The organism is Roseibium album (assembly GCF_001404515.1).
Taxonomy (GTDB): domain Bacteria; phylum Pseudomonadota; class Alphaproteobacteria; order Rhizobiales; family Stappiaceae; genus Roseibium; species Roseibium album.
The window spans coordinates 494547-506621 of the sequence record NZ_CXWE01000006.1 but is presented as its reverse complement, the minus strand read 5'-3'; the positions used below and the strand labels follow the sequence as shown (position 1 = coordinate 506621).

The window sequence follows — 12075 nt, the reverse complement described above, 5'->3', positions numbered from 1 at the left end:
CTAATTCGACATAGTTTGCCGGAACGTGGAGATTAAACGCAATGAATGCAGAGCGGCAGACATATCCCGAAGATGACATGGCATTGGACCTTGGCGGGCTGCTTCGGACCATTGGCCGTTCGCTGGGCTGGCTGCTGCCGCTCACTCTGATTGTTGCCGCTGCCGTTTTCCTGGGGCTGCAATTCGTTGCTCCTAAATACAAGAGTGAAGCAAGCGTTCAGATCGAAATCACCGACAACACCTTTTCCGGTGCGTCACGTGGAATCGAAGAGGAAAGGGCGGTGCTCGACCAGGAGGGCGTTGCCAGCCAGGTTCAGTTGCTGATGTCCGCAGATCTGGCGCGCCGCGTCGCCAAGAAACTGGATCTGGCCGCAATTCCCGAATTCGATGCAAACGGCAATGGTTCCTTGATCGGAAACCTGCTGACAAGCATCGGCTTGAAAAGCAACGCGGCTGGCAACAGCGTGGAAGAGCGGGTTCTCAAGCATTTTTACGAAAATCTGGATATCTTCCAGGTCGATGGATCACGCGTGATTTCCGTAGGTTATTCCGCACAAAATCCTGTTCTGGCTGCGAAAGTCGCCAACACGATCGTGGATGAATACCTTTCGCTGCAATCAAGCGCCAAGCGGCAATCGACGGAACTGGCGTCGGCCGCGCTCGAGCCGCAGATTGCCGAATTGCGCAAGGAAGTCCAGGCTGCAAGGCAGGCGGTGGCAGATTTTCGCGCACGTGCGGATCTCCTGATTGGCGCGGACAACATTCCTTTGAGCCAGCAGCAGCTTGCCGAAACAAGCAGTGACTATTCGGCGGCGCAGGCGTCGAAAGCGGAGTCGCAGGCCAAGGCGGCTCTGCTGCGGGAACTGTTGAATTCGGGCGGGTCGCTGGAAACAGCCAGTGACGTTCTCAATTCCACGCTGATTCAGCGGCTTCGGGAGCGCCAGGTCGAGATCCAGTCGAATATTGCAGAATTGTCGATCACCTTGTTGCCGAACCATCCGCAATTGCGGTCGCTGCAATCGCAGTTGGCGGACTACGACCGCCAGATCCGGTCAGAAGCCAGCAAGATCTTGCAGGGACTGGAGAGCGACGCGAAGGTTGCCAATCAGCAGGCACTTGCCCTGGAAGCGCGACTTGACGAGCTGAAGGTTGCTGCGGCCAGAAGCAATGCAGATCAGGCCCGATTGAGCGAACTGGAGCGCGAAGCAAATGCAAAGGCCGCCCAGCTTGATCAGCTCATGTTGAGCTTTCAGGAAGCGGATTCGCGTCTGCGAGCTCAGGTTCTGCCTGCTGATGCGAGGATAATTTCCCGGGCGAGCGTTCCTTTGGAGCCCTATTCTCCCAAAATCATCCCGAGCACGATCATCGCAGCTCTTGCGACTTTCATTCTCGGATGTGCCTTTGTCCTTATGCGCGCATTCCTGTCCGGCGAGGCACTTTATCACGTCAACGCAGACCGTGGTGGCACCGCGCCGGTGAAAGGCAGAAAACCCGATGAAAGCCGGTCAGAGGCCTTTCCCGGCAGTGCTACTGGCCCACAAGCAGTCAGCGGAGGTGTCACATCGCGGGAACCGCTGGGCTGGAACCAAGGTTATGGCCTGTCTTCTGCAAACTATGGCTTTGGGCCAAATGTCCGGAGCCCTGGTGGAACGTTCGAAGCGCCAGTGGAAGATTTGTCAACAATCGAAGAAATCCGGCCGGAACCGGATTTTGAGGAACTGCCTGCAAGAGACGATCAAGAACGTCAGGCCGGCATACCCGGACGGAAGAGTTCAGACAGGGGCTATGACCAGGACGTTGCTCCCGATTGGATTGACAGCCTGCGTGGCAAAAAAAACAAGAATGGCGTCAAGCCAGAGCCTGAACCGGACATCGAACGCGGTGAAAAACGGGAAAGGAAACCGGAGCTTTCACGGGAGCGGCTGGCGAGCGTTTCCGGCAAGAAAAGCTACAAGGCAGCGTTCTCGCGCGACATAGACGTGAAGGGTCGTATAGTTGTTCTGAGTGTCGACGACGAAGCACTGTCTCATGATCTGGCATTCGATCTCGTTCGCAAGGCTGCGAAAAACGGGCGGACGTCGCTGGTTGTGGAAGTGTTCCCGGATCAATCCAATGACCGGGCTGCCGAAGGATTTTCTGACGTGGTGTCTGGGCGCATGCCCTTTGCGAAGGTCGTTTACAAGGATGCTGTGTCCAAGGCCCATATCATCGAGGCCGGCAGGTACGAGATAACGGACAGCATGGTCAATTCAGATCGTTTCAAGCTTGCGCTTGATGCCATCAGATCGACATACGACGCGGTCGTGGTCGATCTGGGAGCAATCGACGGTTCGCTTGCCAGCGCGAGGATGCTGAGTTTTGCCGACCGCGTGTTCATTGCCGCAAGTGCACCGGACCACAGTCATGAACTTCAAAGTGCAGCCAATCTTCTTGCGCACAATACCGGGGCCCACGTCGAGGTGTTGATTGCCGGTGAAACGAGCCCGGATCCGCGCCGAAACGGCGATGGTCACGCGGCCTGATCCGCTATATGCATTTCGGAGATTGTGGAGCCTGAAATCGATCCGGGTCAGGACACCGCGACATGGTCAGGATTGACTGACCGACGATGTCCATTTGCGTAACCGTTTGACCAGCGGCCACAGGACCTTGGAATTCCTGACAGCGGTCTTTGCCTGAAGACGAAGCGTTTCAGCGTTTTTCCTGATGCTTCCCCTGAATGACATTGCAAGGCGGCTGTCCCTGAGAAGAACCGGTTCGGCCCAGGCTGTTTTATAGCGTTCCTCACCAAGTCCGAGGTCGAGAACGGAAATTCCCTCGTCAGCACAGGCCTGCTCGATGATCTCCTTGATCAGGACCAGACCCGGACTGTTCGCCAACAGCTCGTCGTGAGCGACACTGTTGCTATAGGCGTAAACAGTTCCGCCATGTCGTGCGCACAGATAGGTGGAGCGAATTTTACCATCAGCTTCCAGAAACCAGAGATCCAGTGGCGCTGACGTTTCATTACCGGCTTCCAGTCCGAGAACCATTTCGAGAAAGCGCCGCGCGGTCCGGGACGAAAAGACATTTGGGATGCCTGCTTCCCGCGCCCGCGTGGAACGCTGTTCCAGAAACGCATCAAGCGCACGTCTCAAATCCTGTTCGCTCTCGGCCTTGATCACCCTGTAGCCGTCGACCGACTGCAGATGCCTTTGTTTTCTGAGGAGGTTCTTTCGCGAGGATTTGCTGTGTGTGTCCCGGAAGAGCGTGTCGAAGTCCGCCGACAGGTTGCGCACGAAAATGGGGCTTGGACTGGGTGTTGCCACTGCAAGGACGAGAGGGTGTTTCCGTCCTTTCCAGTCTTCAGGAACATTCTGCAAGACCAGCATGTCTGCTTGGTGTCTGTGGCAGACATCTTTCAGCAACGCGGCAATCTGCTCGTCCGGGACCTCCGCATAAAACCGCGGATCCCAGATGCCGGTGTTCTGATTGCCATGTTCATGTCCGAGGAAGGAAAGCGATGTCGTTCCTGCTGCCCGTTCCAGGCCAAAGGGCAAAACCACGACCGGTTTGTCCCCGAACCGCCCGACCACGACGACAGGCTCGACATGGCGTTCGGCACCCAGCGTTTTGATCCATGCGTCGAGCCATTCAGGAGACTGATACGGGTTGCCGAAACCAGAGGAAATGAGCTCTCGCCACTCCGCTGCCACTTCCTGCAAATCTGAGTGGATCGAGAAGTCGAGCGATGCCGCATCTGGCGTCGGTTCGGTGTCCGGTGCTGGTTTCAAAGCGGTTGCGGCTGTCGGTGACATTCGGGTAATCCATTTTAAACGATCATCGACAAAAGCTCATGGTTGTGCTGGCCGAGATGTTTTTGTCCCGATAGACTTAGCAACAATTGTTAAAGAATACGTGCCTTACTGGTGCATAGTTTATGAGTGGGCATTGCGGCCGAATGGGCATACGTCAGAAAGCAGTTTCGCGTGCATTCAGGGTTCTGAAGGGATCCGGGATCGGACGCATGATGGCGCCTCTGACCCAGGGATGCGGCGCGGTGTTCATGATGCACCATGTGCGTCCGGCGCGAACCGGCGACTTTCAGCCCAATGCGCATCTGGAAATCACGCCCGAGTTCCTGCGCCTGGCTGTCGAGCGCATCCGTGCCAATGGCTATGAGATCATTTCTCTGGACGAGGCGGTTGATCTTCTGAAATCGGGATACGGGCATCATCGATACGCGGTGCTTACGTTCGACGACGGTTACCGGGACAATCTTGAAGTTGCTTATCCCATCTTGAAGGAGTTGCAGGCTCCATTCACGGTTTTCGTGACGACTGGCCTGGTTGAACGGACAACAGAACTCTGGTGGCTTGCACTTGAGGAGATTATTGCGGAAAACGAAGAAGTCGTGTTCACGCAGGCTGGCGAACAAAACGGTATTTCCTGCAGCACCACTGCCGAAAAGAATACCTGTTTCGAGCGCATCGTTGACTATCTGACACTGGAAGTTGGCGAACTGGATCAAAGAAAAATCGTCAGGGCATTGTCGGAAAAATACGGTGTTGATCTGGCTGCGCTGGCAGATGCACAGATGATGAACTGGGATGAAGTGCGCGAGTTGGCATCCGATCCGCTGGTAACCATCGGGGCACATACCCACAGTCATTACGCCCTGGCGAGACTAGACAGTTCATCTGCACGTGCCGACGTCACCAAGGGCATGAAACTTCTGGAGAAGGAACTGGGGCGCCGGCAAAAGCACTTCGCTTATCCCTATGGCAAGTCTCATGCGGTCAGCCTGCGCGATGCCGACATTCTTCGTGATATCGGCTTTTCTTCATCGGTTACGACGCTTCCCGGCGTTTTGCAATCGGTCAACGCTCGAGACCCGATGATGCTTCCTCGGGTCTCGCTGAACGGCCGGTTTCAGGATCCGGCGATCGTCGATCAATATCTGACTGGCGCGCCTTTTGCGCTCTACCGGGCAGCTCGATGGGCAGCCTCCGGATTTGGTGTCAGGTCCGGTTTTTCCCGCTTTTTTCCATCCACCAGATAATTGCACCAGCGGGGATGACCCAAAGCAGTCCCGCGATCGCGAAATAGGCAAACCGCACCAGATTTGATGACTGTTGCAGGGTCAGGTCACCGATCACCATTGCCGTGAACGCGTAGACGACAACGAAGACGACCAGAAGCACCATTCCAATGAATTTGCGAAACGAGGGAACCATCGCAGCGAGTTTCCGTTTTTTAGTGACCAACGCGGCACGGGACACCGATTGACACAAAATGTCTCAGACCGCTTGCCGTGTTGTTCCTGCACCTATATCTCCGCAGACCAAAGGTCAAATCGACTGCGGGTATAACCGGAATGGCTTCATGAACGCATTTGCAGACAGTGCAAGGGCAGGGGACACACAGATCCTGCCGGCGAAACTGGAACGGATCAGGCGCAGCAGGGCCATGATCCGCTGGTGGCTCTATTTCGTCTGTCTGCTGATCCTCGTAATGGTCGTTGTCGGCGGCGCGACCCGCCTAACGGAATCCGGCCTCTCGATTACCGAATGGAAGCCAATCCATGGAGTGATCCCGCCTCTCAGCGAAGTGGAATGGGAAGAAGAGCTCGAAAAGTACCGGCAGATCCCCGAATACCAGCTCATCAACAAGGGTATGAGCCTTGATGAATTCAAATTCATATTCTGGTGGGAGTGGGGGCACAGGCTTCTGGGGCGCTTTATCGGCGTTGCCTTTTTTGTTCCGATGGTTGTCTTCTGGGCGGCGGGGCGTGTCGAACCCTGGCTGAAACCACGTCTCCTGACGGCGCTCGCGCTGGGGGGGCTGCAGGGATTTGTCGGCTGGTGGATGGTAGCTTCCGGACTGGTCGATCGTGTCGATGTCAGCCAGTATCGCCTTGCGGTGCATCTGACGCTTGCGCTGATAATCTTCGCCTATCTTTTCTGGCTGGCACGTCGATTATCTCCCCTGAAAGATCCGGTGCCGGGCGAACAAACCCGCCTGGGTGTGCTCAGCAAACTGGTTCTGGGTGTCGTCTTTGTTCAGATATTCCTGGGCGGACTGGTCGCTGGCCTCAACGCCGGGCTGACGTTCAACACCTGGCCCTTGATGGACGGTCAACTCGTTCCAGGTGGTCTTCTGATGATGAAACCCGTCTGGCTGAACTTCTTCGAAAACGTCCTGACGGTCCAGTTTCAGCACAGGATAACGGCCTATCTGCTGGTCGCCCTCGGGCTATGGCTGACGTGGGCAACATTCAAGGCGAGCCAGCGCAGGGAACTCCGGCGTGCCGGAGCTCACATCGGCGCCTTCATTTTCCTTCAGGCGGTATTCGGCGTCCTGACCCTGGTCTGGCACGTTCCGCTGTCTGTCGCGTTGGTTCACCAGGGTTTCGCGGTCATTGTCCTGGCTGCGGCCGTCGATCACCTTGCCGTGCTGAAGGGCGCCTTCCCGATCCGGGGCTAGGCAAAAAAATGCCCGCCTGTGGCGGGCATTCGTTTTCATGGCGCACGCGTGATCAGCCGGACAGCGCCTGATCAAGATCGGCAATGATGTCTTCCACTTCTTCGAGCCCGACAGAAAGCCGGACAACGTCCGGTCCCGCACCGGCCGCGGTTTTCTGCTCGTCGGTGAGCTGGCGGTGCGTCGTCGAGGCCGGGTGAATGATAAGGCTGCGCGTGTCGCCGATATTGGCGAGATGCGAGAACAGTTCCACCTTCGACACCAGCGCAACGCCTGCGTCATAGCCGCCTTCAACGCCGAATGTGAACACCGCACCGGCGCCCTTTGGCATGTATTTCTGCTGAAGGGCATGGTGCCTGTCTTCCGGCAGTGCCGCGTACGACACCCATTTGACCTTGTCGTGTCCCGAAAGGTGAAGGGCTACCTTCTTGGCGTTATCCGAGTGCCGCTGCATGCGGAGCGGCAGTGTTTCGATACCCGTCAGGATCATGAAGGAATTGAACGGCGAAATGGCAGGGCCGAGATCGCGCAGGCCCAGAACCCGGCAGGCGATCGCAAATGCGAAATTGCCGAAAGTCTCATGCAAGACGATGCCCTGATACTCCGGGCGCGGCTCGGACAGGAGAGGATACCTGCCACCTGCCGACCAGTCGAAGCTTCCGCCGTCGACGATGATGCCGCCCATGGAGTTGCCGTGCCCCCCCATGAATTTGGTCAGCGAATGAAGAACGATATCGGCGCCGTGTTCGATCGGCCGGCACAGATAGGGTGTTGCCATCGTGTTGTCGACGACCAGCGGAATGCCCTTGGCCTTGGCGAGCCTGGAGATTGCTTCGATATCCATGACGATACCGCCGGGATTGGCGAGGCTCTCGATAAAGATCGCCTTGGTATTGTCGTCTATCGCGGCTTCGAACGTGTTGAGATCGTCCGGATCGGCCCATTTCACGCTCCAGCCAAAGCTCTTGAAGGAGTGATTGAGCTGGTTGATGGAGCCGCCGTAAAGCTTGTTTGCCGCGACGATGTTGTCGCCGGGCTTCATCATGGTGTGGAAGCAAAGAAGCTGGGCAGAGTGCCCGGACGCCGTCGCGAGAGCTGCGGTGCCGCCCTCCAGAGCCGCGACGCGTTCTTCCAGAACGGCGGTCGTCGGATTGGTGATTCGCGTGTAGATGTTACCGAAGGCCTGCAGACCGAACAGGGAGGCCGCATGGTCGACATCGTCGAAGACAAAGGATGTGGTCTGGTAAATTGGTGTGGCGCGCGCGCCCGTGGACGGATCGGGTGCTGCGCCTGCATGAATGGCCAGCGTGGAAAACCCGGGAATATTATCGCTCATAAATCACCTCCCTGTTGGAATTGCGGGCAGTTTGACCGAAGGCAGGGGCGAGGTCAAAGCAGGATTTTTCTATTTGGCCGCGCTCATTAGAATATCGATGTCAACGGGTTAAGTGAAATGTCGGCTGTCACGACCGGGGTCAGCTCTCTTACCCTCTCGTTTTACCGGTCAGACCGCGATGCTGAAAACCGGATTTGAGCGTAGGACGTTTCGACGAAAGTGTTTTGGAATTGACACCTGCCCAGCCGATTTCGCCTGAAAGCCTGCCATATTCAATCTTCGGGCAACGGTTCATGACAACCTTGATTCCGGCGTCTTCCGCACGCCGAGCAGCCTCATCATGGCGGACGGTGAGTTGCATCCAGATCACCTTCGGCAGCTTACCGCCTTCCAGGATCTGGTCGATGATCTGGGCGGCAGCTTCGGAATTTCGGAATATGTCGACCATGTCCGGGGTGTCCGGAAGGGCATCGAGCGATCCATAGGCGGTTTGCCCCAGGATTTCCTTCCCGGCCTGACCCGGATTGATCGGCCAGACGTCGTATCCCTTTGACAAGAGGTACTTCAGTACAAAATACGATGGGCGCACGGTGTTGGCGCTTGCACCGATCATGGCAACCGTATTCACCTCGTCCAGGATGCCCTTGATGTAGGCGTCGGAATAGTCGTCGTGATTCATGAAATGAGGACCCTCGTCAGTGCCGCGCTATCCAATGCGAAACGGGTCCGGCCTGCAAGCCTTTCAGATGCGCTATCCAGTCACAGTTTCGAAAGAGCATTCACGGTCAGGCGGAAGACGTGCGGGCATTCTAGGCAGGAGCCTGCCAGATGAGTTCGAATGGAACGAGAACAGTGAAGTGCGACATGCAGCGAAGATTTGGAAGAGTGCTCGATGAAATTGATCATTCCCTGGATCGGCCCTTGAACATCACAAGGCTTGCCGAGGCAGCCGCATTTTCACGATTTCATTTCCAGCGTCAGTTTTCGGCTTTCCTGGGCATGAGTGTCGCCGAATATCGACGTCATTTGCTCATGAAACGTGCAGGGAACCAACTTGTCTACAGACCGGAGGAACCGGTCACCGACATCGCCTATGACGCTGGATATGAGAACCTTGAAAGCTTTTCCAGGGCCTTCAAACGCGCGTTCGGACAAGCTCCGTCTGACTTCAGGGCAAATCCAAATTGGGACATCTGGCACGAAACCTTCAATCCACTTACAAAGTTGAAAGGCCGGTTCATGCCGACAGATACACCTGATCCTGACAACGTCAACGTCCGGGATTTCCCGGAGACCCGGATCGCCATACTTGAGCACAGGGGACCGCAGTCGGGACTTTCGAGATCCGTCCAGCGCTTCATTTCCTGGCGCAGGGAGAACAACCTGCCACCGGCGAAACATGCAACGTTCAACATTCTGTATGATGACCCGAAAGCGGTGGCTCCCCGCGACTACCGCTTCGGGTTTTGCTGCGAAGTCGCCGGTCCGGTCCCCGAAAACGGTTATGGCATCAGATCATCCACAATCCCCGGAGGACGGTGTGCCGTCCTGCCGCATATGGGATCACTCGACTTTGCGGAAAACGCGATCAGGTTCCTCTATCGGGACTGGCTCCCGCAACGTGGGGAACAGTTGCGCGACTTCCCGCTGTTCGTAAAACGCCTGAAGTTCTTCCCGAATGTCCCGGAGCACGAAACGGTTTCCGAAATTTATCTGCCGTTGCTCTGACCTGACTGGTTCCCGGCTGAGCGGCTGGCCTGGACGGCCAGCTTCTCCTTCTGCTCCGCGCGCTTTTCCTTGCGGATCACGAGCTTGAGCCCGGACCAGACTGTATCGACCGCGCAAACTTTTACATCGACAAGCCCCATCGGCAGGCAAATGTCACGGATCACGTCTTCTGTGACGGTTGTCGGCATCTTGCTGGACTTTTTGGGCCAGGAAACCCAGATCATGCCATCGGGCGCAAGCAGATCTCTGAGGTCAGCAAGATGGAGAGAAAGCACGTCTTTTTCGCGAACGAAAACATGTGCGCAATCAAGCATCGGGGTAGGGGACGCCATGACAAGTTGTCCTGGTTCCTGCGCGTTCAGTAAATCGGCAATGTCCTCCGGCATTTCGGCCCGCCAGCAGGTCATGCCCGGTTTCAAACCCAGTTTTCTCGACAGGGGACGGCCTGAATATCCGGTCTGTGTCATTCAAGATATTCGTGAATGGAAGTGAAACGGAGAAAGTTGGTCAACTATCCGTCCATTCCGGTTTGCGCTTTTGCAGGAACGCGGAAATGCCTTCCTCTGCGTCCCGCGCCAACATGTTGTCGACCATTGTCTGGGCGGCAAAATCATAGGCATCCGACAACGGCATCTCGAGTTGGCGATAGAAGGCCTCTTTACCGATTTTCAGCGTTCGAGCGGATTTGGAGGCGATCACCTCGGCGTATTTCTGGACGACCTGGTCAAGGTAGTCCGCAGGTACGATCCTGTTGATCAGGCCGAATTCCTTGGCAGTGGAAGCATCGATACTTTCGCCTGTGAGAAGCATTTCCATCGCCTGCTTCGGTGCGACATTGCGTGAAAGGGCAACCATGGGTGTTGAGCAGAAGAGCCCGATATTGACACCTGGCGTGCAGAAGGTCGCCGTGTCGGTTGCGATGGCTAGGTCGCAGGACGCAACAAGCTGGCAGCCGGCCGCCGTTGCGACCCCGGTCACGACCGCGATCACCGGCTTCGGCAGACGAACGATCTGCTGCATCAGATCTGAGCATTGACGCATGATCCGCTCGTAAGTCGCCTTGCCTCCGTCGCTTTCAGCGCGTGCTGCGGTCAGTTCCTTCAGGTCATGGCCTGCGCAGAACACCTTGCCTTCCGAGCCAATGAGAATAACCCGGACCGCAGGGTCTTCTGCGGCCCTGGAGAGCTCTCCAGAAAGCGCCGACATCATTTCGCTCGACAGCGCGTTCATCCGTTCCGGCCTCTGCATGACGATCCGGTAGACACCTCCGTGGAGGAGTGTTCCGAGCATCGGTTTTTCGACTTGATCGTTGGCAACTGTTTCGGACATGTCCATTTCCTGAAAAATCTGTTTGCAGTGGTCTTATAACTGAACCGGTCGTTTCTGCGAAAGGGGCTGTTGAACGACGTCGGCTTCCGTCCTCACAGATGGTTTATCGCCCCTGGAAACCGGCACGCTTCCGGTTTTTGTGTATTCGGGTATCCTTCCCGCATGTGGAGGCCACTTCATCAGCTGTCTTTTATGTGCGCGCTAGTTGCTTTTGTGGCGACACAGACACTCGCATCTGCACAGGAAAAGGTCGACGTCGCGCTTGTTCTTGCCGTCGATGTCTCTCGATCGATGTCGCCGGAAGAACTCAGGATCCAGCGTCGGGGCTACGCCGCCGCGGTTGCCAGTTCTGATGTCGTGCGGGCAATCGAACTCGGTGCGCACGGTAAAATCGCCTTGATGATGTTTGAATGGGCCAACGACAACTACGTCAGGGTAACTGTCGATTGGTCCCTGATCGAAGGGCCGGAAGATGCCCGGGACTTTGCCGACCGTATTCTGAAGCAGGAATCCTACAGTCAGCGCCGAACCTCCATTTCAGGCGCAATCAAGCATGCGGCCGAGTTGCTGGAGGAGGTGCCATACGAAGCGGACCGCCATGTCATTGATATATCCGGCGATGGCCCGAACAATCACGGGTCTCCCGTAACGCTTGCCCGTGATGTTGCGGTGGAAAGCGGCATAACGATCAACGGACTGCCGCTGATGACGACCGGTGGTCCGGGATCACAGTTCAACATTCCGGATCTTGACGTCTATTACCATCGCTGCGTGACCGGTGGCCCGGCAAGTTTTGTCATTCCGGTCACGGAATGGGCGCAGTTTCCGGATGCGGTCAGGCGGAAGCTCATTCTGGAGATCGGCGGCTATGTCCCGGACAAACCTTTGGTGCAGCCTGTTCAGTTTACGCTGGAAGAACCATACGATTGTCTCGTTGGCGAGAAAATCTGGCAGCAACTGCGCGAACAGTTCTTCTGGGATCCCTGAAGACTTGTGACTGCGCGCAAAACGACGTCAGAAAGTGGCAAACAATGCTTTTCTCGATTGTTGGTTGAAACGGAAAAGCGATCGGTCACGACATCAGCCGAAGACTGACAAATTCCGGTAGCAGGAAACTGGTTGCCCGATTCAGTTCGCGGGCACAGGCTTTTGGGACCTCGTGAACATCCAGGTACGTGTATCGCCCTATTGGCTGTCGCGAGAAGCTCACGCAGAATGGA

At 56.3% G+C, this 12075-nt stretch carries 11 protein-coding genes; 5 read left to right on the top strand and 6 right to left on the bottom strand.

What is annotated here, in order from left to right; genetic code table 11:
• Positions 1–41: 41 nt before the first annotated feature.
• Positions 42–2522 (top strand): exopolysaccharide transport family protein, encoded by a 2481-nt coding sequence (locus LA5095_RS22050; protein WP_055118795.1) that lies wholly within the window; start codon positions 42–44, stop codon positions 2520–2522.
• A 66-nt stretch (positions 2523–2588) separates the two neighbouring features.
• Here the strand turns inward: LA5095_RS22050 and LA5095_RS22045 are convergent, their stop codons facing one another.
• The gene (locus tag LA5095_RS22045; protein ID WP_055118793.1) at positions 2589–3797 is read right to left on the bottom strand and encodes a GNAT family N-acetyltransferase; all 1209 of its coding nucleotides are present in this window, start codon (positions 3795–3797) and stop codon (positions 2589–2591) included.
• Between the two features lie 209 nt (positions 3798–4006).
• Here LA5095_RS22045 and LA5095_RS22040 point away from each other — a divergent pair, with 209 nt between their 5' ends.
• Positions 4007–5041 (top strand): polysaccharide deacetylase family protein, encoded by a 1035-nt coding sequence (locus LA5095_RS22040; RefSeq protein WP_208992812.1) that lies wholly within the window; start codon positions 4007–4009, stop codon positions 5039–5041.
• Here LA5095_RS22040 and LA5095_RS22035 read toward each other — a convergent pair.
• Positions 5001–5216 carry a DUF2842 domain-containing protein gene (locus LA5095_RS22035; RefSeq protein ID WP_055118790.1) on the bottom strand — a complete coding sequence of 72 codons (216 nt, stop codon included), beginning with the start codon at positions 5214–5216 and terminating at the stop codon, positions 5001–5003. The genes LA5095_RS22040 and LA5095_RS22035 overlap by 41 nt on opposite strands.
• 148 nt (positions 5217–5364) lie before the next feature.
• On the opposite strand from LA5095_RS22035, the gene LA5095_RS22030 reads away from it, so the two are divergent.
• Positions 5365–6465 carry a COX15/CtaA family protein gene (locus LA5095_RS22030; protein WP_055118788.1) on the top strand — a complete coding sequence of 367 codons (1101 nt, stop codon included), beginning with the start codon at positions 5365–5367 and terminating at the stop codon, positions 6463–6465.
• A gap of 52 nt (positions 6466–6517) precedes the next feature.
• Here the strand turns inward: LA5095_RS22030 and LA5095_RS22025 are convergent, their stop codons facing one another.
• Both LA5095_RS22025 and LA5095_RS22020 read right to left on the bottom strand, forming a co-directional pair.
• Positions 6518–7798, bottom strand: a complete 1281-nt coding sequence (locus LA5095_RS22025) for an O-acetylhomoserine aminocarboxypropyltransferase (protein ID WP_055118785.1) — start codon at positions 7796–7798, stop codon at positions 6518–6520.
• 148 nt (positions 7799–7946) lie between these two features.
• Entirely contained in the window at positions 7947–8477 is a 531-nt protein-coding gene (locus tag LA5095_RS22020; protein ID WP_055118783.1) for a CoA-binding protein, read from the bottom strand.
• A gap of 185 nt (positions 8478–8662) precedes the next feature.
• Here LA5095_RS22020 and LA5095_RS22015 point away from each other — a divergent pair, with 185 nt between their 5' ends.
• Positions 8663–9526: an AraC family transcriptional regulator gene (locus LA5095_RS22015; RefSeq protein WP_055118781.1), complete on the top strand. Its 864-nt coding sequence runs from the start codon at positions 8663–8665 to the stop codon at positions 9524–9526.
• Here the strand turns inward: LA5095_RS22015 and LA5095_RS22010 are convergent.
• Both LA5095_RS22010 and LA5095_RS22005 read right to left on the bottom strand, forming a co-directional pair.
• On the bottom strand, positions 9508–9993 hold the full coding sequence (locus LA5095_RS22010) for a DUF3052 family protein (protein ID WP_055118779.1): 486 nt from the start codon (positions 9991–9993) through the stop codon (positions 9508–9510). The genes LA5095_RS22015 and LA5095_RS22010 overlap by 19 nt on opposite strands.
• Before the next feature lie 40 nt (positions 9994–10033).
• On the bottom strand, positions 10034–10855 hold the full coding sequence (locus LA5095_RS22005) for an enoyl-CoA hydratase (RefSeq protein WP_055119066.1): 822 nt from the start codon (positions 10853–10855) through the stop codon (positions 10034–10036).
• A gap of 213 nt (positions 10856–11068) precedes the next feature.
• On the opposite strand from LA5095_RS22005, the gene LA5095_RS22000 reads away from it, so the two are divergent.
• On the top strand, positions 11069–11842 hold the full coding sequence (locus LA5095_RS22000; protein WP_235814787.1) for a DUF1194 domain-containing protein: 774 nt from the start codon (positions 11069–11071) through the stop codon (positions 11840–11842).
• Positions 11843–12075 lie beyond the last annotated feature (233 nt).

What these genes read in the sequence shown, in the direction of transcription:
- LA5095_RS22005 (WP_055119066.1), bottom strand. Translation starts at nt 10,855, where the DNA reads ATGTCCGAAACAGTTGCCAACGATCAAGTCGAAAAACCGATGCTCGGA.
- LA5095_RS22045 (WP_055118793.1), bottom strand. Translation starts at nt 3,797, where the DNA reads ATGTCACCGACAGCCGCAACCGCTTTGAAACCAGCACCGGACACCGAA.
- LA5095_RS22035 (WP_055118790.1), bottom strand. Translation starts at nt 5,216, where the DNA reads ATGGTTCCCTCGTTTCGCAAATTCATTGGAATGGTGCTTCTGGTCGTC.
- LA5095_RS22015 (WP_055118781.1), top strand. Translation starts at nt 8,663, where the DNA reads ATGCAGCGAAGATTTGGAAGAGTGCTCGATGAAATTGATCATTCCCTG.
- LA5095_RS22020 (WP_055118783.1), bottom strand. Translation starts at nt 8,477, where the DNA reads ATGAATCACGACGACTATTCCGACGCCTACATCAAGGGCATCCTGGAC.
- LA5095_RS22010 (WP_055118779.1), bottom strand. Translation starts at nt 9,993, where the DNA reads ATGACACAGACCGGATATTCAGGCCGTCCCCTGTCGAGAAAACTGGGT.
- LA5095_RS22025 (WP_055118785.1), bottom strand. Translation starts at nt 7,798, where the DNA reads ATGAGCGATAATATTCCCGGGTTTTCCACGCTGGCCATTCATGCAGGC.
- LA5095_RS22030 (WP_055118788.1), top strand. Translation starts at nt 5,365, where the DNA reads ATGAACGCATTTGCAGACAGTGCAAGGGCAGGGGACACACAGATCCTG.
- LA5095_RS22040 (WP_208992812.1), top strand. Translation starts at nt 4,007, where the DNA reads ATGATGGCGCCTCTGACCCAGGGATGCGGCGCGGTGTTCATGATGCAC.
- LA5095_RS22050 (WP_055118795.1), top strand. Translation starts at nt 42, where the DNA reads ATGAATGCAGAGCGGCAGACATATCCCGAAGATGACATGGCATTGGAC.